Origin of the sequence: Paenibacillus litoralis (assembly GCF_046244365.1) — a bacterium.
Classification (GTDB): domain Bacteria; phylum Bacillota; class Bacilli; order Paenibacillales; family NBRC-103111; genus Paenibacillus_V.
On the sequence record NZ_CP176395.1, the window covers coordinates 6,206,737 to 6,232,844 of the forward strand.

Below are 26,108 nucleotides of genomic sequence, written 5' to 3' on the forward strand. Positions count from 1 at the left end.
ACAAAACGTTCTCATTTCAAGTTAAACCGATTCATAGTCCCGGGATAAAAGCCTTCAGCGCTTTTCTCGCCGCCTGCCAGTCGCTCTCAAGCTCCGGTTCCACTCCATATTTGGCGAAAATGTCTGCCGTTTCTGCCGCCCGTTCGCCCTGTAACGCAGCGATAGACCGCTCATGAAGCGCGGCCGCCCAGATGCGACTTTGCTCGTCATCGGCGCTCTTCAGACGTTCGTAAGTTTCCGTTCCATAGTAAAATGCCAGCAAATCATGCCACGTCTGCTCCGCGAATGCGGCAAGCATCGGGTCGTCCATTCCGCAGGTCTCATGGAAAATCGACAATACCCGCCTTGCGGATTCCGGAAACTGGCCGGGACTTTGCGGCGTTTCGCTGGGCTTCGCTCTCATAGGCCCGTCCGGTCTCGGCAGCACGACCTCCGTCTTCACCCCTCTTCGCCCAAGCGCTTGAAGCGCCGCGAACTGATCGACGGGAGACAGCTTCGCCGCTTGCAGCCAGCGGATCAGCGAGGCCTCGATGTCGCGGTCGCCTCTGCGAATAAGCGCAAGCTGCTCGAGCGCAATCATCTGCTCCGCCGGCGTCCCCGCACGCTCGAGCTTCTCGAACAACTTCAGGACGAAAGCATCGTCCGTATCGGCGCGCTCATTCAGATGTCGGCTCAGCAGCTCGGTCTCGGTTTCATGCTCTTCTTCGGAATCGTCGGGTTCAGGCGTTTGAGGCGCTGCATCCGCCGGCTTTGTCGTCTCCGGGAAGGTCGTTTCCAGCCAGCTAAGCAGCGATTGCCACTCTTCCTCCGCGCTGGGGTCGCCGCTTTCGCAGCCGATCAAAAACCGGAGCATCCGGGCCGCTTCCGCAAAGCGGTCCGTCTCGAGCATGCGCGTCAGCTCGATTTGGTAAAAGTCGATCGACTGCGGAAATAAAACCACATTGCTTTTCTCCATGTCGGTCAGGCCAATCTCCACCAATCATGTTAGTCGTATTGCCTTTGATCGTACCGCGAATGGCGTGAAATTGCAAAAAAGGTTAGACGGTTTGAGCAAGGATTACAGCTACCGTTGAAATATAAGCACTTATATAGGTGAAACATATGCTACGCCGAAACCGAAGCGGACTCCGCATACGGCACCGAACGCCGAACGCACGGAATCCGTATGCATACCGACGTGCCGATGCCGTGTCTGCTATGAATCGTTACGCCGTAGGGCTTTCCGTAATGAAGCCGTATGCGTTCATGAACGTTATAGATCCCGTATCCTTCTCCTTGTCTCGTCTCTCCAGGCGTAACCCGCCCAAGCGTCTGCTGCGTCATGCCGATGCCGTCGTCGATGATGCAGATCTCGATGTCGTCCCCGGCCCGGCGGCCCGTTACCCTAATGTGGACCCAATCGCCGCACCAGGCGTGCTCCAGGATGTTTTCAAGGAAGGGCTGCAAAATAAGCTTCACCGTCTCGTAGCGCAGAAGCTCCGGCTCCACTTCGAACAAAACGTCCATCCGGTCTCCGTACTTGACCTTCTGAATATCGAGGTACGCCTTCGCCTGCTCCAGCTCGTTTGCGAGCGGGATAATCGTCCGTCCTTCGTTCAGCGAAAGCCGGTAAAACAAGGCCAGATTCCGCACCATGCGGTGCAGCTGCTCGACCTGTCCGAATTTGGCCAGGCGGCTGATCGAGGACAGCGTATTGTAAAGAAAGTGCGGATTGATTTGCGCTTGGAGCGACTCGAGCTCCGCCTCTTTCTTTTTGAGACCGGTCACGTAAACCTCCTGGATCAGCTCGTCGATATGCTGCGCCATGGAATTGATCGAACGGGAAATCGCCGAGAACTCGTCCTTGCCTTTGAAATGGATTCGCTTGCGGAAATCTCCCCTGCGGAAGGACTCCAGCACGAGCACGATGCGGGAAACCCGCCTCGCGAAATACCGTGATAAAAACATGCTCAGTAACAGAAAAATGAGGAAGATCGCCAAGCACACGGCAAGCGTAAGCAGCTTTACCTTGCGGGCGTCTTTCTCGACCCATTCCTTCGGAATATGCGCTACGAGCCGCCAACCCGCCACCTCGAACCTCTCTTCAATCGTAAGCACCCCATTGCCGCCGTCCGCCGCATCGCCGCCGCCTTGCGGCCCTCCCGTCCGGAACAGCACGATGCCGTCGTTTTGTTCGATCCTTATCGATGTGCCTTCTCCGAATGCCGGCTTTACGCTTTCGAACAGCTCGGAAAGCCTGACCGTAAAGCGGAGGAAACCGATCTCCTTCAGCTGGGTTACCGCGTTCGTATCCACCATGCGCCGGAGCAGCGAAATATTTCCGTACTCGGCGTCGTTCTCGACCTGCTGCCAGCCGAACGTCTGCCCGTATTTTTCCGCCGGGAAGTTACGATACCAGTCCTCGTACTCGATGCGCATAAGATGAAACACATCGTAGCTCTGGCCGGCATACGTGAGCGGATCCGTACCGTTATAAGAGCTGTACATTTCGGGAAGCGTTTCGTTCCGCAAATAGACGCTTAGCCATATTCGCCCGCTGGTCGCCTTGAGCACGCCGTCGAACTTGGGCTGCAAATATTCCGTTGTCGACTCGTAGGAGTACCAGCCTCCTTCGTACTGGCGAAGCCGCGTGGCGATCGAATTGTCGTAATAGATCATATCCGACAGACGGATCAGATCCTCCATCCGGTACTCGATGTTATCCTTCATTTGCCGCATGGCCGTTTGCACGCTGCCCGTTGTCTGCTCCCGAATCGAGTTCAGCAGAATGGAATTTGCAAAATAGCCGAATACGATGACCGGCACAAGCGAGAAAATCAAATACGAAAACATCAGCTTGTAGCCGAACGGCACAAAGCTTGCTTTGGAGGCTGGCGCGTCCGCTTCCGTCCACTGTTCGCGACCGGTCATGACACCCCTCCGTTCACAGCGAGTTCCGGAACTCGGCCGGCGTCATCCGGTACGTTTCCTTGAACTGCTTGCTAAAATACGGCATGTAACGGTAGCCGACGCGGTAGGCGACTTCATAGATGCGCAATTTCGGATCCCGCAGCAGCTCGCCCGCTTTCTCCATGCGCTGGGCTACCAAGCATTCGTGGAACGTCTGGCCGTTTCCTTCTTTGAAGAGCTGGCCCAAATAATTCGGCGAAAATCCGAATTCGTCCGCGGCCTCCTTCACCGTAATCGGCTGGTCCAGACGATCGCGCATATATTCGACGATTTGGGCGATCAGCTTGCCGTTCTTGCCTCCGGCTCCCGAATGCCGCTCGAACTCTCCGCTTCCAGACATCCCTTCGGAGTGCGGAAGGTCGCGACGAACGGCGCCGGTCAACAACCGCTGCATCTCCCGCTCCGTTTGCTCGCGCTTGCGCGCATCGTCGAGATCGCGGCGCATCCGCGCAAGAGCATCGATCAGCTCCTGATCGTCCATCGGCTTTAGCACATAGCTGTATGCCTGCAGAGAAAGCGCTTCCTTGACATAGTGAAAATCGCGGTAGCCGCTGACGAATACGACCCTCATATCGGCAACCCGTTCCCTTGCCAGCTTGGCGAGCTCCAAACCCGACATATTCGGCATATGGACATCCGTTACGAGCACGTCGATCTTTTGCTTTTCGATCAGATCGCATGCGGCAAAGCCGTTCGTGACGGCGCCTACGACTTCCATGCCCAGCTCGCTCCACGGGATAAAGGTCTTCATGCCTTCCAGATCCAGCGTCTCGTCGTCCGCGATCAGCACTTTGTACATGGCGATTCCCCCTCTTTAAGTATGCAAAAACGGAAAGGGGGCGTACGGCTTTCGTACCCCCATTCCCGTATGATCGCGGACGGCGCTGACGGCCGCCCGCGTAAAGCGATGCTTACTTCTTCGCCATTTTGGCTTCGTTCTCTTTCCACTTCTTCGTGTAATAGTCGAGCATTTTCTGGTAGCCGAGCGCTTGCGCATCCTTCTCCGCTTTGTCGATAATTTGCGAAACCTCTTCCGGGCTGCTCGCCAATATCGCTTGCGCGCGTATTTTTTTGTACAGCTCGATAACGCGCTCGCGAATGATGCCTTCGTCGCTGTCCTTAGGCGGCTCGATGCCGCGCATCGCCGTCAAATCCATATGCGAATCCCATGTGACGGTGCTTTGGTAGGTCGTCGCCCAGGAACGCTTTTCGGGTGGAAGCATTTGCTCCGCCTTGACCTTGATCTTGTCGTTGTAAGTTGAGTTGCCGACGAACTGAAGGTTATCCGTGTCGCTCATGTTTTTCTGGCGTTCCGGATCGGACACGAACTTATCCGTCAGCTTCGGCAGGCCTTCGGCATCGAGTCCTTGCCAGTACATGCCTTCCGGTCCCCAGATGATCTCCCTCGTGCCTTCCTCGCTGGTCATCCAATCGAGCACCGCGAAAATTTTCTCCGGATCTTTCGCTTTCTTCGTTATCCCTGCTGCATTCCAGCCGGCGCGGTCGTAGTGGGCGATCTTAATATTTTTGGGGTTGAGCCCGGCTTTGTAGATCGGCTGAATCATAAAGTAGCCGGCATCGGGATCCTTTTTCTTCAGCAGCGCGTCGGCCGGTCCGCCAATCTCCGTCCCCTGGATGTCCGCGAATACGGCGACGCGTCCCGTATTAAGCTTTTCTTTCACTTGATCCAGCTTCTGCGTCAGCGCATCCTGGGTCATCAGCTTCTCGCGGTGCAGCTTGTTGACGAACGTAAGCGCCTCTTTAAACACCGGATCGGCAAACAGGGAAGTGAACTTGCCGTCCTTCGGAAGCGCTCGCAGCGTACCCATATAGGAAGCTGGATTGAACTCGCGGAAGGCCGAGAACAGGATATCCACGCCCTTCCCTTCGGACGCCTGCCCCGGCTCGAACGGGGTGATGTCCGGATACTTCTCCTTGACCAGCTTTAAGTATGCGTACAGATCGTCGAGCGTCTCCAGCTTCGGCTTGCCGAGCTCGTTGTATATTTTCTTATTGACGACATAGCCCGCGTTGCCTGTCGGCTTATTCGTATACCAGTTCGGGAACAAGTAGAGCTTGCCGTCCGTATGGCGCAGCGAGTTGAGAATTTCCGTGCCCGCCCACTTCTTGAGGTTCGGGTATTTGTCCAAATACGGATCGAGCGCCACGAGCTGATCGTTTTCCATCAGCCGATTGAATTGGTCCCTATCGCCCCAAATGACGTCGGGCAGGTCGTTCGATACGATCATCGTATTCAGCTTCGCATCCGCATTGCCGCCGGCCTGAACGGCCGTAATGTTGATTTTGTACTTATCCTGAACGGCTTTGGTGAATACGTCCTTGCCCCATGGAGGCTGCGTATACCAGCCATAATGTCCGTACAGCGTGAACGATACCGGCTCGCTACCCACTTTGAACGCGTTCGACTTCGGCGCTTCCGATGCAGCACCCGCTGCAGTCGAGGCCGGACTCGGACTCGAGCTCGCGCCCGTCTTCGTGCCGCCGTCGCTGCCGCAGCCGGCCAATACGGTGCCTGCCGCCATAATAACCGCTAAGGCTCCTACCCCTTTTTGACGCCAATCCTTCATGCTTACGTGCCCCTTCCTTATATTACTAGTATATGCTTAAAGCTGGTAGCTTTGAAGCCGGAACTATTCCTTAAGCGATCCGACGAGGACGCCCTTGACGAAATACCGCTGCAAGAACGGATACACGAGAATGATCGGTACCGTGATGACCATCATCGTGGCCATCGTCAGCGACTTGGTCGTATACTTGCTCGCTTTCACGACAAAGCTTTGTGCGGCGGAATCGAGCTGTCCGAGCTGCTCGGAAGCCAGGTTCGAATCGAGCATCCGCTTGAGAAGCGCCTGCACGGGCAGCATGTTTTCGTTGTTGATATAGATGGAGGCGACGAACCAGTCGTTCCAATGCGCGATCGCCGTAAACAGAGCGAGCGTCGCCATAACCGGCCCGGACAACGGTACGACGACCCGCAAGTAAGTGCCCCAGTATCCGCAGCCGTCGATTCGGGCCGCATCCTCGAGACCGGCCGGTATCTCTTTGAAAAACGTCCGGAAGATGATCATGCTCCACACGCTGACCAGCGATGGAATGACGAACACCCAGAACGAGTCCATCAAGCCGATGCTGCGAATGAGCAGGAAGGTCGGGATCAAGCCACCGCCAAAATACATCGTGATGACGCAAAAAGTCATATAGTAACCGCGCCCGATAAGCTCCCTGCGGGACATGCCGTATGCGAGCAGCGACGTGACGGCGATCGTGCAGAATGTGCCTACTGCCGTTCGTGCGATCGATACGCCGAACGCCTTCAAATACCGGAGATCATTCAAAACGATCTCATAATTTTCGAGCGTGAACGCCCTCGGCCAGAACGTGACGCCGCCGATGCTCGTATCCGCTCCCTCGTTGAACGAAATGACGGCCGAGTTCCAGAACGGATAAAACGTTGCGAATGCGAGAATCAGCAGTGCTGCATATATGACAATGAGAAAGATGCGATCTTCTATGGCCAGCTTCAATCGAGTTCCTCCTTACCATAGGCTGTTGCCGGTGCGGCGCGCCAATTGGTTCGCTGCGATCAGCAGGGTTACGCTGACGACCGCCTTGAACAAGCCGACCGCCGTAGCAAACGAATAACGGTTCAAGTTGATACCCATGCGGTACACGAACGTGTCGATGACGTCCGATACATCGCGAAGCGCCGGGTTGACGCCGAAGAGGAGCAAATCCTCGAAGCCCGCATTCAGCAAATTGCCCACCGCCAGAATGAAGAAAACCGTTACGACGGGCATGATGCAAGGGAGCGTAATCAAGTACATCATCTTAAACCGGCTGGCGCCGTCTATAGCCGCGGATTCGTACAGATGGGGATCGACGCTGGCGATGGCCGCCAAGTAGACGATCGATGCGAAGCCGATTTCCTTCCACACGTTCGCGGTGACCAGTATCGTCCAGAAGTATTCCGGTATGGACAGCCACGGAACCGGCTCCTTGATGACGTTCAGCGACTGCAGCAAAATGTTTACGCTTCCATTGTCGCTCGCAAGCATCGAGATGGTGAAGTTCGCAACGATCACCCACGAGAGAAAATGCGGCAAGTAGCTGATCGTCTGTACGACTCGCTTGAATGCCATATTTTTCACCTCGTTCAGCATGAGCGCTAGAACAATCGGGGCCGGAAAGCCGATCGCGATTTTGAGCCCGCTGATGACAAGCGTGTTGCGCATAATGACGTACAGCTCGGGCGATTCGAAAAAGATGCGGAAATGCTTGAATCCGACCCATGGCGCCGCCCACATGCTCTTGAAGACGGAATAATCTTGAAACGCTATCAGCACCCCGTACATCGGAAAGTAGCTGAATACCATAACAACTGCCAAAGCCGGCAAAACCATAAGCTGCAAATCCCACTGCTTCAGCCAAGCTGCGACCTTGGATTTGCGCTCGACCGCCCTCTGACTGTCCGTGCCGATAACGGTCGCTTGTTGCTCCAATCCGACCACCCTTTCGTTTTCGTCGTTCGTCGTTGACCTCGCTTCTAATCTTACCGGGAGGGGCTTTCTCGCGACTACTTGCCTAAACAACGAAATGTGATAAAAATCAATGAAAGCGTATTATTTGGGAATTTATACAGAAGGAGGATGGTCTTGAAAACATCGCGGGACGCAAAAAAGCCACCCTCCGAAGAGTGTGGCTGTTCGTTGATTGCTTGGAAAAGCAAATGTGGCAAAAATGGCGTCCCAGGAGGGATTCGAACCCCCGACAACTCGCTTAGAAGGCGAGTGCTCTATCCGACTGAGCTACTGGGACACGAGCGAACTATAATATAACACGAATGCGCATGAGGCGCAAGCGTTCGCGCAAGATTTTTTTGGCAAAACTTTCAGAATGCGCGTAACGGCGTCCATTCCCTTTTGCCCGTTTCAGTCGACGACGCTGCTGATCGGAAACCTTGAGTGAGCGTAATATCGTTCTTAAATCATGCCGACTACCCCGGACATTAAGGCTGCTGGCGGGACCAAAGGAGGAGAGTCTCACGCTGCTAAAAAGCTTTTGGGGACAAGCAATACTTCACAAACCACCGTTACTGACCACCCCGAGCAAACGCCATCTAAACTGCGCGGCCATACTTCTAGGAGCTGTCGGTATTGGGGCAACACACTTTTGGCTACAGGCGTTAATGAGGCGGCTGTATTTCTAGCAGCAGGCGGTGTCGGGCGGTTTGCACTAGTCAAACAGACCCAGGCGTCTTCTAAATCGTCGCTTATGCCAATTCTTTCGAATTTAGCAGTCCTTCACGTCGCCTAATTGCCCCACACCGACCGTTTTCGCCGATTCCGCGCTGGATAAGAGTCCTTCACGTCGTCTAATTCGTCTCTCCTGCGGATACATGTGAATTTAGCAGTCTTTCACGTCGCCTAGTTACGTTTGCCAAAATACAAAAACACCCCATTTGAGCAAAAACTCAAATAGGGTGGAATGTGCGATTCATTATGGAGCGGGTGAAGGGAATCGAACCCTCGCCTCAAGCTTGGGAAGCTGGCATTCTACCATTGAACTACACCCGCATATACCTTTAAGTGGAATTAATAGTAGCACATTCGGTTTATAAACGCAATCGCGATTCTGCTTGGCTGCGGCGGCGGGGAACTGTCTCGGGCGCGGGGATTCCCCCCCCGTTTACGCCTATAAGCAAAACTTGCAGGCTTGATTCCAGGCACGGTATACTGGTGGAATAGCAGCTCGGACTTGCGCGTGCGAGCCATTCTGCCGACGGAGGTATCAATCATGAAAAAACTATTGCGTGAAGTGTGGAGCTGGAGCAGCTCGATTGCCGTAGCCGTTATCATTTCGCTACTGATCAGCACCTTCGTCGTGCAGCCGACCAAAGTGCTCGGACATTCCATGGATCCCACTCTCCAGGACAACAAACGAATATTCGTATCCAAGCTGACGCACACGTTCGCCTTCGAGGCCGACTATTCCGACATCGTGATCATCGACAGCCGGGTCGACCGCAAGCGGACCTTCAAGGACGACCTGCTGGAAAACGGCCTTTTGAGCCTCATTTCGGGCAAGGAAGACGATCACATTTACTTCGTCAAACGGGTGATCGGCAAGCCGGGAGACACGATCGTCATCAAAAACCACAGCGTCTACCGCAACGGCGAGCTTCTAGAAGAGCCATACGTAAAAGAGCAGATGAACACCGCAGGGGAGAAAACGTACGTCGTTCCGGAGGACCACATCTTCGTTATGGGAGACAACCGGAACCACAGCACGGACAGCCGGGAGATCGGCTTCGTCCCTTTCGATCACGTTCTCGGTAAAAAAATGTAGCTATCCTTCGTACAGATCGTATATGAAGCGTTCCGGTCGCAAGACCGGGGCGCTTTTTTCATTGCTGCAGCCTTTGCACAATCCCTCGAACCCTCAATCGCCCAACCCTTCCGCTGGCCGCCGGTCAGCAATCCCGAACTATCTGCACAGTAAAAACCGCCATCTCCGTAAACGGAAATAGCGGCTGTCTTGCCATATGTAACCCCTACTACTTTTCACTTGCCGCATCCATCTGAGCTTCGTACCAGTCCCAGCCGGTTCCCACATGATCCGGGCGATGCGAATCCGAGCCGTAGACGCATTCGATGCCCCTCTTGACGCACTCCTGCAAAAACCATTCCGGCACGTACGGCTTGCCGCAGGTTTGCACGCGAAGGCCCGCCGTATTGACGTCGATGCCGACTCCGGCCGATTCCAATTGCGGAATAATCGCTTGCAGCCTTTTGCGGATTTGCGTATCGTCGATTTCCGGCAAAGCAAGTCTGAACTTCTCGATCAGATTGATGTGACCGATCCGCTTTCGCATAGGTAGGCTTGCGGCGAAGGCAATCGCAGCTTCGACGTGGTTATAATATTCGTCAACGACTTTGGCCATCGAACCATAGTGGGCGAGCAGCCCTTCCTTGAAATCGTCCGGCGTGAAATCGATGCAGCGCATCCCGTCTACGCCCGGCAAATAATGAACGGAGTATACGACATCTTCGATATCCTTTTGCCATTTGTCGACAATGCGTTCCGTATAATCGGTTCGTCCCTGCAAATAATCGAATTCGAGTCCGACTGCAATGTCGATTCGTCCTTCATATTGGCTCTTCATCCCGCGTGCGTAAGCCATGTAGGCAGGAAGCTCCTCTTCCGGCATGGCAAGCTCGCCCATCAGCTTGTCGTTGGACGGAATCCAACGCGCCGGCAGCGGTGGATGCTCGCTGATCGTATACCGCTCGAAACCGAGAGCGAGCGCGCGGTCGATGTAAAGCTCTTCTTCGTCACTGCTGCCGTGGTAACAAAACTTCGTATGCGTATGGCCATCCCATTTGAATGCCATTTTTACTCACCCCGCTGCATCGTTACGGCGTCCCGTTCTACCGATAGTCTGTACGTCGCGCGGACTATTTTCCGCGGCACATCCTGCGCCGTCGATAAAGACGCCTTCTTTTCAGTCTAACATGAAGATGTTCCCGCGTCACCCCGCCGACCCCGGCAAAGTCATTCGCTGTAAAAATGCGTACATAGCAATCGGCGCGTTCAGTCATACTACAACCGTCGGGTGGCTTACACCCATTCACTAATCGGAGGTGATCCTGATGGCAAGCACGGCGGTTAAAGAACAAACGCGCAAAATCCAGGAAAGCTGCAATAAGCTGCAAAATACGACCGGCGAAATGGACATTCGCAATGAAGTCGAAAAAATCAAACAGGCATGCAGCGTCATTGAGAGCCAGTTATAAGCGCACCGGATTCCGGATATAAGGGCGTTACCTAGGCGGGACATGGAGTCCCGTCTTTTTCAACGATTCAGAAAGGTTATCTCCGCTGATTGTTCATCGTCTCTGCAAACGTACGGCATCAAACATCGGCCTTATGCGCAACCGCATTCCGCCAGCCGCCATTCGCGATCCCGGACAGACATCATATCCGCACTAGCCGCATACCCTGTATCATTATGGTCGCTAATGTCGAATCCGGCATCGATTAACCATGTCAGTAAGCTGGAAGGGGATGAATGCGAATGTGCGGAATAACGGGGTGGATCGATTGGCAAAACGATTTGACCCGCCATCCTTCCATTCTTGTAAATATGACCGAAACGATGGCTGCCCGCGGACCGGATGCCTCCGGAACTTGGATTTCGAGGCACTGCGCCCTCGGGCATCGGCGTCTTAGCGTCATCGATCCGGAGAACGGCGCGCAGCCGATGACCCGGCTGAACGGGGATGTCACGTATACGCTCGTATACAACGGGGAGCTATACAACGCGATCGAGCTGCGCGGCGAGCTGCTCCAGCGGGGGTACAAGTTTACGACGCATTGCGACACGGAAGTCCTGCTCGTATCCTTCATCGAATGGGGAAGAGCGTGCCTTGACAGATTGAACGGTATTTTTGCGTTTGCCGTTTGGAACGACCAGGACCAAACGCTGTTTATGGCGAGAGACCGGCTGGGGGTTAAACCGTTATTCTACGCGGAGCTGAGCGGCGTCCTGCTGTTCGGCTCGGAGCCGAAAGCCATTCTCGCTCATCCCGACTTCCCTGCCAAAGTCGATGCGCAAGGGTTTGCCGAACTGTTCGCGATCGGTCCCGCGCGTACGCCAGGCGTAGGCGTTTATCAAAACATGCATGAACTGAAGCCAGGTCATGCGATGGTATACGATCGCAATGGGCCCAGCATACGTCCCTATTGGACGCTGGTAAGCTCCGAGCATGCGGATGATCCCGCGGCTACCACGCAGCATGTCCGCGAGCTGCTGATCGATACGGTCGAGCGCCAGCTCGTCTCCGACGTTCCGGTGTGTACGCTGCTGTCGGGCGGTCTCGATTCGAGCGCCTTGACGTCGATCGCCGCTTCCTACTACAGCAGGAACAATCAAGGACAGCTGCATACGTATTCGATCGATTACGTCGACAACGACAAGCATTTTCAGGCTAATTCGTTCCAGCCGAACTCCGACGCTCCATGGATTAAACGAATGACCGAATATCTCGGAACCGAGCCGCATTCGTTTCAATTCGATACGCCGGAGCTGGCGGATTCGCTTATTCCGGCCATGCAGGCCCGGGATCTGCCCGGGATGGCCGATATTGACGGCTCGCTTTATTTGTTCTGCCGCGAGATCAAAAAAGGCGCCACCGTCGCCGTATCCGGCGAAGCCGCTGACGAAATTTTCGGCGGGTATCCGTGGTTTCATCGCGAAGAGGCGCTGAATGCCGATACGTTTCCTTGGTCCCTCTCCTTCGCGGACCGCTTGCAGATCATGTCCTCCGAGCTGATCGACTGGACGAAGCCGGAGCAGTACGTGCGGGACCGGTACCGGCAAGCGCTCGACGAAGTGCCGCATCTGGCCGGCGAAACGCCGCAGCAGCGCAAGATGAGAGAAATTTCCTATCTGAACATTACCCGTTTCATGCCTACGCTGCTCGACCGTAAAGACCGGATGAGCATGGGCGTCGGACTGGAGGTGCGCGTGCCGTTCTGCGATCATCGCCTGGTCGAATACGTGTGGAACATTCCTTGGGAACTAAAGACGGCGGGCGACCGGGAAAAAGGCATTCTCCGCAAAGCGCTCGTCGGCATTCTGCCCGACGATGTGCTCACCCGCAAAAAGAGCCCCTATCCGAAAACGCACAACCCGAATTATTTGGAGAAAACGAGAACCTGGCTGCGCGACATCGTGAATGACCCATCCTCTCCTCTGCTTCCGCTGATCAATGCCGACAAGGTGCGGGAGCTGATCGATACCGCGACGCCGCGCTCGAACTTCCCTTGGTTCGGTCAGCTGATGAGCACTCCGCAGCTGTTTGCCTATTTAATTCAGATGGACGCCTGGCTGCGGACCTACAAAATCAGCGTATAGACCCTTAAAGCGAGAGCATCGCCGATTTCCTTACAAAAGAACGATCAGCAGGCAATACGTATGCTGACAGAAGCGACCGTTTATTCCAGCGGCCGCTTTTTTGTATGTTGAGGGAACGCTAAGCTAAAGCGTTTCTCCCCACATTTTCAGCTCGACGAAAATGGATTCCAGCTGTTTCCCCTTTTCGGTCAACGAATACTCGACATGAGGCGGTATTTCTGGAAATACGGTGCGATTGACGATATCGTGGCGCTCCAGTTCCTTCAGCCGGACGGAAAGGGTTTTGGGACTGATGCCTTCGAGCGATTTGAGCAGATCCCCAAACCGTCTCGGACCGTCGAGCAGCAGATCGCGAATGATGAGGAACATCCACTTGCTGCCGATAATCTCTATCGCCTTCTCGATCGAGCATGACATGCCGGGATCGCATTTGGTTAACTTTTTGGCTTCCATTCATCTTCTCCCCGATTCCATAAAATCGTCCTAAAGCCAAGTATAGCCCATTACTTACTTTAGGGAAATAATATAACGAAAAGATCACTACTTTTCAATCGATAGTTTATTGCATACAATATCGCTTATCAAACAGAAAGAGGAGAGAGCTGCCATGCCGCGTTTATCCGAACCCTATACATTGAAAAATTTATCGTTGCCCAACCGGATCGTCATGCCGCCGATGTGCCAATATTCCGTAACGGCGAAGGACGGGAAGCCGAATGACTGGCATCTGGTCCATTATGTGTCGCGAGCCGTAGGAGGATCCGGTTTAATTATTATGGAAATGACCGATGTCGAGCCGGACGGACGTATCTCCGATTATGATCTCGGCTTATGGTCGGACGATCATATCCCCGCCTTTGCCCGCATCGTCTCCGAGGTGCAGCGCTATGGGTCCAAAATCGGCATCCAGATCGCCCATGCCGGCCGTAAGGCGCTCGACGCCGCCGTTCCCGTCGCGCCGTCGGCGATCGCTTTTGCGCCGGACGCCAAAGTCCCGAGGGCGCTCGAAACGGCCGAGGTGCGGGAAATGATCGTCCGCTTCCGCGAAGCCGCAAGACGGGCGGTCGCCGCCGGCGTCGACACGATCGAGCTGCACGGCGCGCACGGCTACTTGATCCATCAGTTCCATTCCCCCGGCATGAACCGCAGGGAAGACGAATACGGACGCGACCTGGCGCTGTTCGGCAGCGAAATTATACGCGAAGTGAGAAGCGTCATGCCGGCCGAAATGCCGCTGCTGATGCGTGTCTCCGCCATCGAGTATATGGAGGGCGGCTACGATTTGGAACATAGTCTGGCCGTCTTCGAGCGGTACAAGGAAGCGGGCGTCGACCTGTTTCATGTCAGCACGGGCGGGGAAGGCGGTCCGGCTGGTCCACGCAAGCCGGGCAACTACCCGGGCTATCAAGTACCGTTCGCTCGCGCTGTCAAAGAAAAGCTGCAGCTGCCGGTCATCGCCGTCGGCATGCTTGACGAGCCGCAGCTTGCCGATGCGACCGTCGCAAACGGCGACGCCGATCTCGTAGCCGTCGGACGCGGCATGCTGCGCGATCCGTACTGGGCGACGCACGCGCTCCGCGAGCTTGGCGCCAAGCCGCCGCTCCCGAAGCAATATGAGCGAGGGTATTGATATATACGCTTTCCGAAGAATAAAAGCGAAGCGGTCGTTCCTAACAACTGCGCGCCATACCATTTCTCTGGCATTCAGAAATTCGAATGACGAATACCAGTAAAGAAGCCGTCAAACCCGCTTTCCAAGGGGTTTGACGGCTTCTTCGTCCGTACGGCGTCGGCTTGCTCCGCCCTATCGAATTCGAAAAAGAGAGCGGGCTATTCCCCGCTCTCCAGTATGGCCGTCAGCTTCCGCAGCGCTTCGCCGCGGTGGCTGATTTGATTTTTGCGCTCGGCCGCAAGCTCGCCCATCGTACGTCCCTGCTCCGGCACGTAGAAGAGCGGGTCGTAGCCGAACCCGCCTTCGCCGCGCGGCGCGCTGACGATATAGCCGCGGCATTCGCCTTCGACGTGCAGCGCTTGCCGCGATGCGGGATCGTAGAGCGCCAGCGCACAGACGAAGGCCGCACCGCTCAGCACGAGCGGATGCGGCTCCCCTTCCGCTCCTGTCCGCTCAGGCAGCTCGCGAGGCTGAACGCGGTGAGCCAGCTCGGCGATCAGCTTCGCGTTGTTCATCGCGTCGGTCGCTCCCTCGCCTGCGTACCGCGCAGACCAGACGCCCGGGGCGCCGTCAAGCGCATCGACGCACAACCCCGAATCGTCCGCCAGCACCGGCTCGCCAAGTTTTTCCGCGATCGCACGAGCTTTGATCAGCGCATTGTCGGCGAACGTTTGGCCGTCTTCGACGATGTCCGGCATATCCGGCACGTCGTTCAAGCTTTTCACTTCGATGCCGAAGGGCTCAAGCATCCTGGCAAACTCCGCTGTCTTGCCGCGATTGCGCGTAGCGATGACGAGCGTTTTACCGGTTTGTAGCGTTTGCCGCATGCGCCGCTCCTCCAATTCGTCCGGCAATCGGGCCGAGCACCTGACGCTGCAGCTCGATCATCGAGTGGATCCCGGACTCGGCCAGCGCAAGCAGACTGTCCAGTTCAGCCCGCGAGAACGGCTCTTCTTCCCCTGTGCCCTGAACTTCGACGAACTTGCCTTGTCCGGTCATGACGACGTTCATATCGACTTTGGCGGACGAATCTTCTATGTAACAAAGATCGAGAGCCGGTACGCCGTTAACGATGCCGACGCTTACCGAAGCCAAAAAGTCCGTAATCGGAAACTTGGCCATCTGTTTCGCTTCCACCAGCTTGTTGATCGCGATGGCCATGGCAACGAACGCTCCCGTAATCGACGTCGTGCGCGTACCCCCGTCAGCCTGGATGACGTCGCAGTCAAGTGTAATCGTCCGCTCGCCGATCTTATCGAGCTCTACGACGGAACGAAGCGCTCGCCCGATCAGCCGCTGGATTTCCATCGTCCGGCCGCCCAGCTTGCCCTTCGCCGCTTCCCGCTGGTTCCTCACTTGCGTCGAGCGGGGAAGCATGGAATATTCGGCGGTTACCCATCCCTTGCCTTGCCCTTTCATGAAGGGCGGAACCCGGTCTTCCACCGTAGCGGTGCAAATGACCTTCGTATCGCCCACTTCAATAAGGACGGAGCCCTCCGCATGCTTGATATAGTCTGTCGTTATCGTAATCGGCCGCAGCTGATCGCCGGCCCTTCCATCTACTCTCATTGTGATCGTCCCCCTCAGCGTAAAGTATACTTCATTTTACCAAAACCGATCAAGGAACCCCGCCTTTCGCTGCGAGAACACAAAAGCGCTCGTCGTTCGTATAAGGCGCTGCCGGTTGACCGCAATGCAGCCGCTCAGTATAGGCCACCGTCCGCCAGCATCCGGTAAAGCATGGAAAAAGAGGGCGTTCGCCCTCTTTTTCGAATGCTACATTTTCACCGGGTTAATGTTCGTCGGCCGCGTGACAGGCTTGCTAAGGCTTTCATTGTTCGTAGCCGTAACCTTGACGTCGCCGTTCACCAAGATCTGCACCTTAGAGGCTCCCGTATTTTCGGTTACCGAAAGAACGACCGCCTGCAGCGCATCGGCGGACACCTTTTTGTCCTGCCCCAATATTTTATCCGAGAAGTCGACCGTTACGGTCGTTTTATCGCTCGACAGCTTCACATCAAGCACCTCGGCCGTCGGCGCAACGACCTGGGACAGGCCTTTGCTTCCAGAAGGCCCTTTAATCAATTGGTCGACGGCCGCCTTCGCGACTTGATCGGTTCGGGTAATCATCCGCGTCACCGGAACGAAATAGTGATTGCCGTCCGCCGACGTATTTGAGAAATATACCGTTACCGGCGTCGATTGGCCGATCTCGGCTCCCGGAGCGAGCTCCAGGTTAATGCCCTTGGCACGCGTAAGCGGCGAATCGAGCGGCGTTTTGGCAACCGGCATTTCTTTCAGATCCGCGCCGTTTATCCGAAGCTTTACTTTATCGACCGTCGAAAAACCGGTTAGCGTCCATGTAATAGCTTCCAACAGTTTTCGCTCATCCTGGGCTTTATATGCGGAAAATTCCTTGGAAAAATCGACCGTCGCCAGCTTTTGCTCGGCATTGATGTTTACCGTCAGCTTGGTCCCTTTCGGAATCAAGCCGGCAAAGCCCTTCGGCAGCATGCTTTGGGCAGGGCCGCCGTCCACCAAATACTCGAGCGCTTGCGCCGCAATCCCTTCTTTCTTCGGAACCTGGATGCTAAGAGGCGCGACAAATCCTTTGTCATCCTTGAAATACACCGTAACCTGCTGCGACTGTGCCGCCGATACGGGGGCGTTCGTTTCCGTTCCCGCTTGACCGCCGCCGTTCATCATTTCCTCCGCCCCGATCGGCGGCGGGTCGATGCCTTGGCTCGAGCTGTCCTTGAATGTCGAACAACCGGCCGTCATCACTGCGATAATGGCCGCCGCGGCAAGCCAGCGCATCCGTCCTTGCATAGCCATATACGATTCCTCCTCAAGCGTCTCCTCAGAAACGCAGTATCGTAAGCGGCAAGTCGCTCGACCTGCTGCCCAAAATTTCGGCTTGGCAACGAATAGTCGCTAGCCTGTTTGTACTATTATGTATACGAGCCCCCGGTTATTTTATAACCACGTTTTGTCCAATATCCCGCAACGAAACCGCCGCTTTTCTAGATGCTTTTTCCGAATGGCCAGCCGCAAAAATAGAGACTCGCCGATACGATTCAATGAAGACCCGGCAACGGCAAAAAAACCGCCGAATGGCGGTTTCGCGATTCCTTCGGCGGTTAGCCGAAAAAGGTTTGGATAAGCAAATAAGCATTCAGCGCGGCGATGATGAACGCAACTGTCCAAGCGAGCGCTTTTTGCCATGGCTTGTTGACGAATTCGCCCATTTTGGCCTTGTCGCTCGTAAATTTCACCAGCGGCACGACCGCGAAAGAAAGCTGCAGCGACAGGATGACTTGGCTTAAAATGAGCAGCTTCGCCGTCCCGCTTTCCCCGTACATCGCGGTTACGATGACGGCAGGGACGATCGCGATCAAACGCGTAATCAGCCTGCGGAGCCATGGCGCGAGCCGGATGTTAAGGAACCCTTCCATCACGATCTGTCCGGCAAGCGTACCCGTGAGCGTCGAGTTTTGGCCGGAGGCGAGAAGCGCCACGCCGAACAAAACGCTGCCGATCGTCGTCCCGAGCAGCGGCGTAAGCAGATTGTACGCCTCTTGAATTTCGGCGACCTCCGTCATCCCTGCTTTGTGAAACGTTGCCGCAGCGATGATCAGAATCGCCGCATTAATGAAAAGAGCAAAAAACAATGCGATCGTCGAGTCCCATGTTGCATATTTGATTGCCTGGCGTTTCCCTAGGCTTGTTTGCTCAAAGCTGCGCGTCTGCACGATCGACGAATGCAAGTACAGGTTATGCGGCATGACGGTCGCGCCCAAAATCCCGATCGCAATATACAGCATCATCGGATTCGTTACGATATCCGCGCTGGGTACGAATCCTCTTACGATACCGCCCATGTCCGGCTTTGCCAGAAACATTTCGATCAAGAAGCAGCCGCCGATGGTGACGATCAATACGATGACGAGCGTTTCGATATAGCGGAATCCTTTATTTTGCAAAAGCAATACGACAAGCACGTCGACTGCGGTTATGATGACGCCATAGACGAGCGGGATGCCGAACAACAGGTTTAGCGCAATGGCCGAACCGATTACCTCCGCCAGGTCGCAGGCGGCGATCGCCAGCTCGCATAGCACCCAAAGCGTAAAAGCGACCGGTTTCTTATAATGATCGCGGCAAGCCTGCGCCAAATCTCTGCCTGTAACGATCCCAAGCTTACCGGCAAGCGCCTGCAGCAGTATCGCCATCAGATTGGAGATCAGGATGACGGACAGCAGCGTATAGCCGAACGCCGAGCCGCCTGCGATGTCCGTCGCCCAGTTGCCCGGATCCATATAACCGACCGCTACCAAATACCCCGGACCGGCGAAGGCTAAAAACTTTTTCAGCCAAGATCCGTTCGTCGGTATCTTGAGCGACCGGTGCACTTCAGGCAGCGATGCCCTTCCGTCATTGATGCGCCAGGCTTGCTTGGGCTCTCCGGTTTGCTGCTCGTGCGCGAGCAAAGTTCCTGTTTCTTGACTCATATCGTTCACTCTCCGTTCGGTATCTCAAAGATGGGACAAGCTAATTTTGTTGCACTAGGGAAACATTAAGCTATAAAAATACCTCTACCGTTGCAGCCCGGAAGTCGGACGATAGCAGCTAGAGGTCATGGTTGAAGACGTAGTAGGAATCGTTCCTGCCGATTCAATCATGGCGATCGGACTTTCCGTTCAAGCACAGCCCACAGAATAATTTATCATATGCAGGCGACGAACAATTGCTCCGTACTCAAATTGTAGATACACAAACTTTTTTTGTCAACGGAAACTTTTTGCCTTAAGGAAACATTTCGATCCGTCCAAAAAATGCCCTGCATAAACTCGCTGTTCTTCATAAGAAAATGATCTTTCGGACAAGGAAAAACGCCTGCCGGCATCTCTCAGATAAATGAACAAAAAAACACAACCTTCTATAAAAGAAAGTTGTGTCTGCGCTTACTGCGCTTATCTGTACGTTCAGCAGGCCTGAAAAACAGATGTACCATCCCGCTCTTCTTCCCGGACGCGACCTTGCCCCTGTAAATAGAACAAATGCGCGAGCGTCTCCGACAATGCAAAACGAAGCTGGTGGATCGAAAGGCGCGTGCCGAACGTCCTGACGCACAGCTCGTAAGCGGTCAGCGGTTCGGTCAAGGAATTACGCATAAGCTCGAGCCGCTCGCCATGGTGCGCGATCAGCTCTCCGGCCCGGCGCGCGAACGCAGCGAACGGCTCCCGGTGTCCGGGGTACGCCTTGTCCACCTCGATCCGCTGCATGTCCCTCAAGCTATCCAAGAAAGATTGCAGAGGATTTTGGTCAAACCCTGGGATATAGCTGACGTTCGGGGATATTTGCGGAAGCACATGGTCGCCGCAGAACATTTCGCGCCGCTCCCTGTCGTAAAAGCATAGATGCCCCTCCGCGTGACCGGGCGTATGAATCGCTTCGCAGGTTCTCGAACCGAGCTTGACGACCGTTCCCGGCTCGATGACCGTTACGGCCGGCTGAGGCGAAACGAGCGGCACGAAGCTGTCTAGATGAGGCACGAGCTGCTCCGCAGGATCCCCGGTCAAGCCGTGCTTGCTAAACAAGTCGGCGATCCGCTTCGTCATCGGCTCTCCATTCTGCCAAAGCGCATTCACCTGTTCGAAGCCGGTAGCGGACAAGCGAACGGGCGATTTGCTTCTTTCTTGGAACCAGCCCGCCAGCCCGTAATGATCGGGGTGATGATGGGTAAGCACGATCTGCTCGATGTCCGCGTAACCGATACCGAAACCATCCAGCGTCTGTTCCCAGAGGAGCTCGGCTTCCCCGGTATGCAGTCCGGGATCGATCACGGTAAAGCCGTCTTCGCCGCGCAGCACATAGCTGTTCACCCATCTAAGCGGAAAGGGAAGCGGGACCTTTACCTGGAGCACATCGTCCTCCCAGTTCCTGGCGCCGCGGACGAAAGACCTATCCGCCATGGCTTGCACCCGCCTTTTTCGTTCCGACCATGATGAGCCTCTTGGAATCGGCTTTGGAATACGGCGTTCCGTCCGGCGTTCCGTACATGCTGTCGATCCGCAGCGACGTTGCGTCTAGCATCCGCTGAAAGTCGGAAAGCGAGTACAACCTGACCTGCTCCATATACCGGCGCTCCGCCATCCCCTCTTCGCGGACCACGATCAGTTTGCGTACGCTTCCGCCTTCTATGGAGCGGCTTTCTTCGATAAGCAGATTCCCGTCTTCCCGCCTCGTGAATGGCACGAGATGGCGTTCTATGTATGCGGCGTTCAGAAAATCGATGATGAACCGGCCGCCGTCGTCCAGCAGCCTGTCGATTTCGTGAAGCACACGGGTATTCTCGCGCTCGTCTTCGAAATAACCGAAGGAGGTAAACAGATTGACCACCGCATCGAACGTCTCGTCAAGCGGGACGTCCCGCATGTCGCCGCGCACCCAGCGCACTTTTTGCTCGGTGTCGTGAAGGGCCGCTTCCTGAAGCATCGCCTCCGATAAGTCCATCCCCGTCACCCGGTAGCCGGCTTCAGCCAGCGCCAGCGAATGCCGGCCCATGCCACAGCATAAATCGAACACCGAGGCTCCGGCCGGCAAGTCCAGCCAACCGATCATTTTCCTCACTTCGGACATCGCGCATTCCAAATCCCTGTGTTTATATACGTTCAGATAGTCTTTGCCAAAGCTTCGTTCATACCAAGCTGTCATGAAATGTACGCTCCCCTGCCCTCCGTGCTATATCCCATTGTACCGATTTGCCCTTGGCGAAGCAATTGAAACCAGGCTTATGCAGTATGCTCTTCATCGCTTGCTGCCTTCTACGGAATCAGGTCGATCAGCTTCCAGTAAGGAATGCAGACCGCCACGAGAGCGGCGACGACGCCTGCATAGCATAAAGCCATTCGCATGCCTTGCTTATGGGTGAACGCTTTTTCCTCGCTGCTGTAATAAGCCGTCAAGTACGTGGGCGACTGATATGGGAAGAAGAACGGGTCTGTGGACAGCAAAACGACGAATACGAGCACCCAAGGATGAATGCCGATTTGCGCCGCCAAGGGGAGCAGCGACATGACCAGCACGATGACTGCCGGATCGTCGCGGATGACGAGCGTAACCAGGAACGAAATGACGATGACCGCCAGCAAAAACGTATAGGGCGATCCCATGAACGGCGCCATATACTCGGCAAGCGTTCCGGAAAGCGCTTCGACAACGCCCAGCTGAGTAGCCACCTGCGTGAAGCTGAAGGCAATCCCGATAAACAGCATAAACGGCCAGTCGATGCCGCTTTTCAGCGTTTTGTTATCCAGTACGCCCCCGACAACCAGTGCCGCAAAGCCGAACAGCATAATCCATACGTTGTCAATCCCATGCAGAGGCTGAAGCATCATCAATCCGATGCAGCCGATCGCAACCGCCAGCGTCGTTTTCTCATCCTTCGTCAATTTGCCCAGAATGCGAAACTGCTCCTGCAGCACCTGATCGGATAGCGGCCTGCCCGGCGAGTCCGGTCGGAAGAATAGCCGGATGCACAGCTTCATTCCCAGAACGAAAACAAGAAGCGGAGGCAGCGCGTAGAACATCCATGCGAACCACGAAAGCTCACTCTGCCCGGGAACCAAGCCGTACGCCATCACGTTCGTATAAGAACCCGTTAGAAAAAAGGGCGCCATAAAGCCGTAAAACACCATCGCGGCTAAACCGAGGCCGGCCGCACCTTTGCTCCGGTGGGCAAAGCCCATCGACTCGGAGATCGTTTTGGCAATCGGCACGCCCAGCGTAGCTTTGGCCGTCGAGGAAGGAATGAGCGGATTGAGCAGCAAGCCGCTGATCGTTATCCCCCATAGCTGTCCTTGATAGCTTTTGGGGAAAGCTTTAAGCGCAATCAAGGATAACCGGTACAAAATGCCCGACTTCGTAATCGCTGTCCCCAGCGCCAAGATGAACAGCATATAGAACCAGACCGGCTCGGCAAAGCCGGACAGCGCCGCGCTCGGCTCCGCAATGCCGCCCAACACCCAATACATCGCCATGAACAAGGCGACCAGAAAATCCGGCACGATATTGACGATCCAAAGGACAACGGCCGCTAGAGCCACCCCTACGAAATTCATGCCTTCTCTGGAGAGGCCGCCGAACGGATCGGACAGATGAAAGAACAACATGCACGAAGCAGCAAGCAGAACGGCGATCAGTGCTTTCCGGCCGCTTTTGCCGCCGAAGCGCTGAGCCGCTTCGTCCACCCGCATGGTACGCTTGATGCCGTCCAGCGACAGCTTCGCCTGCCAATACGATCTCCCGTCATCCGCTAAGGAGCCTGCGGCCGGCACCGCCCCGGTTGGCTGCTGCACCGTTACCGACAATAGTCCCGCCATGCCGAGATATTCCAGCGCTTTGTCCGGCTCGTTCCGCCGTCTGCAATAATCCGCCCCGATCTGGTAGAGCTCGGCGGCTTGTCCGTCCGAAAAGTACTGCCTTCGGCTTGCGAGGGCCGATTCCAGCTTCGAAAAAGCGGCATCGCCGGCCGCTTCCAAAGAATACGTCAGGTATCGAAGAAATAACGGGTAACGGGGATAAAGGATAGAGCCCGGACAGCCGTCCAGGCAAGTATATAAAGACGTCTGCCAGTCCGTCGCCGGACCGGCCAGCTCCGTTTCCTGCCCCTCCGCAAGCTCAAAAAGCAAGGACCAGTCCTCGCTGTCCCCGGCCAGCTCAACCGCCAAATGCGGGCTGTTCGTCGAGGACAAATACAAGGCTAGCGCGCGTATGTACGTTTTCCGCTTCTCGTAGCCGAACGCTTTGACGAACGTCTCGGCGAGCATCGCCCGAAATGCCGGATCGACGGCGACCAGATCGGAGCCGCCTCCCGGTACTGGTTGAACGAATGTCTCAAGCTTCGGATTGTCTTCCCATGCTTCCGGCAAAGAGGGGTATCCGAGATAACCGGCAAGGAAACGGATGCTGGCAATCGGAACTGCGGCAGCATATAGCAAACTTGTTCTTACCGGCTCCGGCAGCGCCTCGAGCTCGTCGCGAATCAGCTTCTGCCGCTCTTCCTTGGAGCTGTGCAGCTCGCGGTTGGTGGAAACGAGCCGTTTGGCCAGCAAACGGATAAAATAGTTCGAGATGACCGGACTCTCGTTGGTCAGCTCGAGGAACGTCTCCGCGTCTATTCGCGACAGCATGGTCTCGCCAAGCGCCACGGCCGTCGCGGTCCGCGCCTCCCCGGTAAGCAGCGCCATTTCGCCGAACGTGTCCCCCTCTTGAAGCACGGCAAGCGAATGGCTCTGGCCGTCCGCTCCAAGCGTGAACAGCTCGATTCGGCCGGAGCGGATGATGTACATGCTGTCGCCTTCCGCGTGCTGTTTGAAAATAACCTCGCCGCTTGCCGCCCGAACCTGCTCCAGCTTCCCCAGCAGCCGCGCCTGTTCGATTGCGGTCAGCCCGCGAAACATATCTATCTGTGTTACTTGCATGACGTTCCACCTTATGAAAGGAATGTAGAGATAAATCTAACAAATATAGGCAACATTCGCATTATAGTGAATGCCGCTGTTTTTTGCCATACCTATTTCGGGATATTTGTGAAGTGAAAAAACCAACGCATGTGTGAATGAATTTGTCAATTACATCCAACCCCCACTTACGATAGTACCATAAAAATTCCCAAACAAACTCAAAGAACCTTCCATCATCCATCCGCCGTAACGTACCAGCAGATGGAGGAATAGAAGGTTGGGTTGAGTTAAAGAGGGGCATCTGTTAAATCTTTAATTCCCCAAGCTTAATCAGCTCGACAACGGCTTGTGAACGACCTTTTACGTTCAATTTCTGCATCACATTGGAAATGTGGTTGCGCACGGTTTTTTCACTGATAAAGAGCTGCTGTGCAATGTCTTTGGTCGTTTTGTCTTGCACCAGCAGTTCGAAAACCTCGCGCTCACGATGCGTGAGTAAAAACTTGCTTTTGTGGTCGCTGCCCTTCAATGTGTCACCCCTCCTTGCCTGGGATTTAGATAGTTACAAGGTATAGGGATACAGTCAAATCATATTATGAGTGGCCCGCCGTTTAGGTGCTTTCGTTAAGCAAAAATGGGCGAAAACCACCGGAATCGATTAGATTTGGCTTCTGGAACGACCCTACGCTTGTTTTCGTTAGACGAAGCAGCTCGTCCTCAAGCACACAACAAAAAGCTGCCCCAATAAGCAGCATCCATCTGCTTTTGAGACAGCCTGTACATTTCGATCGTGCTCGTTTACAGCAGCGACTTGATGTAAGCGATATTCCGTTCGAGCAATTGTTCGCTCGTGCCCGACTTGCTAAAATCTTCGAAGCTGAGCCAGCCGTCGTAGCCGACCGCCTTCAGATCGCCGATAATTTGCTTCCAATTCGCCACGCCTTCATGCACCGGGCACGAATCGGCGCGCCATACCGGTTGATCCGGCTGCTCGTTCTTGACCCACCAAGCGTTCTTGACGTGGACGTGAGCGAGGTAGGGCCCCAGCAGCTCAAGCCCCATTCTGTACTGCTCGAAGCCCTCGTACACCATGTTGCCCGGATCGTAAATGACCCCGATATGCTTAGGATCGAAGCCGTCAACCAGCCGGTGGGCCAAGCTTGCGCTTGTGGCGATATTGTTCATATGAATTTCGATAAGTCCTTGAATGCCGTATTGACGGCTGAGCTCCTGCACGCCCTCCAAATACGAGCGCGCTTCCGCATACAGGGCTTGATACGTCTTGCTCCGGTTATAACCGGGAACGCCTACGCGAATCGAAGGCGCGCCGAGACGCTTCGCGATTTGCATGCCGCGTTCGACTCCCGCCAAATCGCCGCACTGCAAATAACAAGCCAAATTCGGCGTTTCCAACCCGATTTGCCGTACCGACGCATTCAACCGGTCAAGCGCTTCATCCGAAGATGCCGTATCGACGGAACACAAATTGTTTCCCCAAAAAGACGGCGTCTCCCCCGCCTTCGACGGATCGACGTTCGTCACCCGCCACTCCACACCGTCATACCCTGCATTACGCAAGGCTGGCAGCGCTTGTTCAGGCGTCAAATCCGGCAGCATAACCGTAAATACCGCAAATTTCATGGCTTCGCTCTCCTTAACTGATCCATAATGGAATGATGGACTACTCCATAATCATAAAATTGTTCACGTGTTCATTGTAGCAGACGGAGCATCTGATTAGCCAGCAGATCTTAGAATCGATCGAGATACACAATCCGTTATACCCCCCCCGGCCGTTCTAAGCCCCCCCCTGCTATCCGCACAACCTTCCCTAGGGAATACCAAGCCCCTGTTGTATAACATACAACATTTCAACGATTTTCTTCTCCCCTGTCGGGAACATGTTGCAAGAAATGCAGCATTGCTGAGAAAAACGGTTAATATCGTTCTCTCCATCGCATTATTGTTGCAAAAATTACAGCATTTCCCACGTCTCTCCCCTATTTGAGACCAATATGTTGTAAATCCTGCAACAACTCAAACCCAACCTCTTTACCTTGCAGCAATGCACCACATCATGAGG

At 55.0% G+C, this 26,108-nt stretch carries 21 protein-coding genes and 2 tRNA genes; 4 read left to right on the plus strand and 19 right to left on the minus strand.

Going from position 1 to position 26,108, the window contains the following annotated elements:
- Positions 1-31: 31 nt before the first annotated feature.
- The 8 genes from ACKGJP_RS26260 to ACKGJP_RS26295 all read right to left on the minus strand — a co-directional run bounded on the left by ACKGJP_RS26260 (position 32) and on the right by ACKGJP_RS26295 (position 8,543).
- Positions 32-940, minus strand: coding sequence for a hypothetical protein (locus ACKGJP_RS26260; protein WP_409341741.1), 909 nt, complete (start codon positions 938-940; stop codon positions 32-34).
- Between the two features lie 164 nt (positions 941-1,104).
- Positions 1,105-2,910: a sensor histidine kinase gene (locus tag ACKGJP_RS26265; protein WP_409341742.1), complete on the minus strand. Its 1,806-nt coding sequence runs from the start codon at positions 2,908-2,910 to the stop codon at positions 1,105-1,107.
- A gap of 13 nt (positions 2,911-2,923) precedes the next feature.
- Positions 2,924-3,748, minus strand: coding sequence for a response regulator (locus ACKGJP_RS26270; protein ID WP_409341743.1), 825 nt, complete (start codon positions 3,746-3,748; stop codon positions 2,924-2,926).
- A 112-nt stretch (positions 3,749-3,860) separates the two neighbouring features.
- Positions 3,861-5,537: an extracellular solute-binding protein gene (locus ACKGJP_RS26275; RefSeq protein ID WP_409341744.1), complete on the minus strand. Its 1,677-nt coding sequence runs from the start codon at positions 5,535-5,537 to the stop codon at positions 3,861-3,863.
- Between the two features lie 63 nt (positions 5,538-5,600).
- On the minus strand, positions 5,601-6,494 hold the full coding sequence (locus tag ACKGJP_RS26280) for a carbohydrate ABC transporter permease (RefSeq protein ID WP_409341745.1): 894 nt from the start codon (positions 6,492-6,494) through the stop codon (positions 5,601-5,603).
- Positions 6,495-6,506: 12 nt separating this feature from the next.
- The gene (locus tag ACKGJP_RS26285; protein ID WP_409347258.1) at positions 6,507-7,370 is read right to left on the minus strand and encodes an ABC transporter permease; all 864 of its coding nucleotides are present in this window, start codon (positions 7,368-7,370) and stop codon (positions 6,507-6,509) included.
- A 338-nt stretch (positions 7,371-7,708) separates the two neighbouring features.
- Positions 7,709-7,785, minus strand: a tRNA-Arg gene (locus ACKGJP_RS26290).
- 684 nt (positions 7,786-8,469) lie between these two features.
- Positions 8,470-8,543, minus strand: a tRNA-Gly gene (locus ACKGJP_RS26295).
- Positions 8,544-8,763: 220 nt separating this feature from the next.
- Between ACKGJP_RS26295 and lepB the strand changes: the two genes are divergently transcribed.
- Positions 8,764-9,315 carry a signal peptidase I gene (gene lepB, locus ACKGJP_RS26300; RefSeq protein ID WP_409341746.1) on the plus strand — a complete coding sequence of 184 codons (552 nt, stop codon included), beginning with the start codon at positions 8,764-8,766 and terminating at the stop codon, positions 9,313-9,315.
- A gap of 208 nt (positions 9,316-9,523) precedes the next feature.
- Here lepB and hisJ read toward each other — a convergent pair whose 3' ends face one another.
- Positions 9,524-10,360, minus strand: coding sequence for a histidinol-phosphatase HisJ (gene hisJ / locus ACKGJP_RS26305; RefSeq protein ID WP_409341747.1), 837 nt, complete (start codon positions 10,358-10,360; stop codon positions 9,524-9,526).
- A 259-nt stretch (positions 10,361-10,619) separates the two neighbouring features.
- Here hisJ and ACKGJP_RS26310 point away from each other — a divergent pair, with 259 nt between their 5' ends.
- Positions 10,620-10,763, plus strand: coding sequence for a hypothetical protein (locus ACKGJP_RS26310; RefSeq protein ID WP_158560350.1), 144 nt, complete (start codon positions 10,620-10,622; stop codon positions 10,761-10,763).
- A 281-nt stretch (positions 10,764-11,044) separates the two neighbouring features.
- The gene (gene asnB / locus ACKGJP_RS26315; protein WP_409341748.1) at positions 11,045-12,886 is read left to right on the plus strand and encodes an asparagine synthase (glutamine-hydrolyzing); all 1,842 of its coding nucleotides are present in this window, start codon (positions 11,045-11,047) and stop codon (positions 12,884-12,886) included.
- Positions 12,887-13,009: 123 nt separating this feature from the next.
- On the opposite strand, the gene ACKGJP_RS26320 is transcribed toward asnB, so the two are convergent.
- Positions 13,010-13,339 carry a winged helix-turn-helix transcriptional regulator gene (locus tag ACKGJP_RS26320; RefSeq protein WP_409341749.1) on the minus strand — a complete coding sequence of 110 codons (330 nt, stop codon included), beginning with the start codon at positions 13,337-13,339 and terminating at the stop codon, positions 13,010-13,012.
- Positions 13,340-13,493: 154 nt separating this feature from the next.
- On the opposite strand from ACKGJP_RS26320, the gene ACKGJP_RS26325 reads away from it, so the two are divergent.
- Entirely contained in the window at positions 13,494-14,516 is a 1,023-nt protein-coding gene (locus ACKGJP_RS26325) for an NADH:flavin oxidoreductase/NADH oxidase (protein WP_409341750.1), read from the plus strand.
- A gap of 200 nt (positions 14,517-14,716) precedes the next feature.
- Here ACKGJP_RS26325 and ACKGJP_RS26330 read toward each other — a convergent pair whose 3' ends face one another.
- The 9 genes from ACKGJP_RS26330 to ACKGJP_RS26370 form a co-directional block, all read right to left on the minus strand.
- Positions 14,717-15,385: a non-canonical purine NTP pyrophosphatase gene (locus ACKGJP_RS26330; RefSeq protein WP_409341751.1), complete on the minus strand. Its 669-nt coding sequence runs from the start codon at positions 15,383-15,385 to the stop codon at positions 14,717-14,719.
- Entirely contained in the window at positions 15,360-16,127 is a 768-nt protein-coding gene (gene rph, locus ACKGJP_RS26335; protein ID WP_409341752.1) for a ribonuclease PH, read from the minus strand. The genes ACKGJP_RS26330 and rph overlap by 26 nt, the downstream gene beginning before the upstream one ends.
- A gap of 207 nt (positions 16,128-16,334) precedes the next feature.
- Positions 16,335-17,393: a GerMN domain-containing protein gene (locus tag ACKGJP_RS26340; RefSeq protein ID WP_409341753.1), complete on the minus strand. Its 1,059-nt coding sequence runs from the start codon at positions 17,391-17,393 to the stop codon at positions 16,335-16,337.
- 305 nt (positions 17,394-17,698) lie between these two features.
- On the minus strand, positions 17,699-19,069 hold the full coding sequence (locus ACKGJP_RS26345; RefSeq protein ID WP_409341754.1) for an Nramp family divalent metal transporter: 1,371 nt from the start codon (positions 19,067-19,069) through the stop codon (positions 17,699-17,701).
- Positions 19,070-19,543: 474 nt separating this feature from the next.
- A complete protein-coding gene (locus tag ACKGJP_RS26350; protein WP_409341755.1) occupies positions 19,544-20,533 on the minus strand; it encodes an MBL fold metallo-hydrolase in 990 nt (329 codons plus the stop codon).
- The gene (locus ACKGJP_RS26355) at positions 20,523-21,275 is read right to left on the minus strand and encodes a class I SAM-dependent methyltransferase (RefSeq protein ID WP_409341756.1); all 753 of its coding nucleotides are present in this window, start codon (positions 21,273-21,275) and stop codon (positions 20,523-20,525) included. Before ACKGJP_RS26355 ends, ACKGJP_RS26350 begins: the two co-directional genes overlap by 11 nt.
- Positions 21,276-21,385: 110 nt before the next feature.
- Positions 21,386-24,043 (minus strand): SLC13 family permease, encoded by a 2,658-nt coding sequence (locus tag ACKGJP_RS26360; RefSeq protein ID WP_409341757.1) that lies wholly within the window; start codon positions 24,041-24,043, stop codon positions 21,386-21,388.
- A 286-nt stretch (positions 24,044-24,329) separates the two neighbouring features.
- Entirely contained in the window at positions 24,330-24,554 is a 225-nt protein-coding gene (locus tag ACKGJP_RS26365) for a response regulator transcription factor (protein ID WP_010271013.1), read from the minus strand.
- Between the two features lie 269 nt (positions 24,555-24,823).
- Complete coding sequence (locus ACKGJP_RS26370; protein ID WP_409341758.1) at positions 24,824-25,666, minus strand: sugar phosphate isomerase/epimerase family protein; 843 nt, start codon at positions 25,664-25,666, stop codon at positions 24,824-24,826.
- Between the last annotated feature and the right edge of the window lie 442 nt (positions 25,667-26,108).

Coding starts and splice junctions, on each gene's coding strand:
- ACKGJP_RS26265 (WP_409341742.1), bottom strand. CDS start 2,910: ATGACCGGTCGCGAACAGTGGACGGAAGCGGACGCGCCAGCCTCCAAA.
- ACKGJP_RS26270 (WP_409341743.1), bottom strand. CDS start 3,748: ATGTACAAAGTGCTGATCGCGGACGACGAGACGCTGGATCTGGAAGGC.
- ACKGJP_RS26275 (WP_409341744.1), bottom strand. CDS start 5,537: ATGAAGGATTGGCGTCAAAAAGGGGTAGGAGCCTTAGCGGTTATTATG.
- ACKGJP_RS26285 (WP_409347258.1), bottom strand. CDS start 7,370: ATGGTTTTGCCGGCTTTGGCAGTTGTTATGGTATTCAGCTACTTTCCG.
- lepB (WP_409341746.1), top strand. CDS start 8,764: ATGAAAAAACTATTGCGTGAAGTGTGGAGCTGGAGCAGCTCGATTGCC.
- hisJ (WP_409341747.1), bottom strand. CDS start 10,360: ATGGCATTCAAATGGGATGGCCATACGCATACGAAGTTTTGTTACCAC.
- ACKGJP_RS26310 (WP_158560350.1), top strand. CDS start 10,620: ATGGCAAGCACGGCGGTTAAAGAACAAACGCGCAAAATCCAGGAAAGC.
- asnB (WP_409341748.1), top strand. CDS start 11,045: ATGTGCGGAATAACGGGGTGGATCGATTGGCAAAACGATTTGACCCGC.
- ACKGJP_RS26320 (WP_409341749.1), bottom strand. CDS start 13,339: ATGGAAGCCAAAAAGTTAACCAAATGCGATCCCGGCATGTCATGCTCG.
- ACKGJP_RS26325 (WP_409341750.1), top strand. CDS start 13,494: ATGCCGCGTTTATCCGAACCCTATACATTGAAAAATTTATCGTTGCCC.
- ACKGJP_RS26330 (WP_409341751.1), bottom strand. CDS start 15,385: ATGCGGCAAACGCTACAAACCGGTAAAACGCTCGTCATCGCTACGCGC.
- rph (WP_409341752.1), bottom strand. CDS start 16,127: ATGAGAGTAGATGGAAGGGCCGGCGATCAGCTGCGGCCGATTACGATA.
- ACKGJP_RS26340 (WP_409341753.1), bottom strand. CDS start 17,393: ATGGCTATGCAAGGACGGATGCGCTGGCTTGCCGCGGCGGCCATTATC.
- ACKGJP_RS26345 (WP_409341754.1), bottom strand. CDS start 19,069: ATGAGTCAAGAAACAGGAACTTTGCTCGCGCACGAGCAGCAAACCGGA.
- ACKGJP_RS26350 (WP_409341755.1), bottom strand. CDS start 20,533: ATGGCGGATAGGTCTTTCGTCCGCGGCGCCAGGAACTGGGAGGACGAT.
- ACKGJP_RS26355 (WP_409341756.1), bottom strand. CDS start 21,275: ATGACAGCTTGGTATGAACGAAGCTTTGGCAAAGACTATCTGAACGTA.
- ACKGJP_RS26360 (WP_409341757.1), bottom strand. CDS start 24,043: ATGCAAGTAACACAGATAGATATGTTTCGCGGGCTGACCGCAATCGAA.
- ACKGJP_RS26370 (WP_409341758.1), bottom strand. CDS start 25,666: ATGAAATTTGCGGTATTTACGGTTATGCTGCCGGATTTGACGCCTGAA.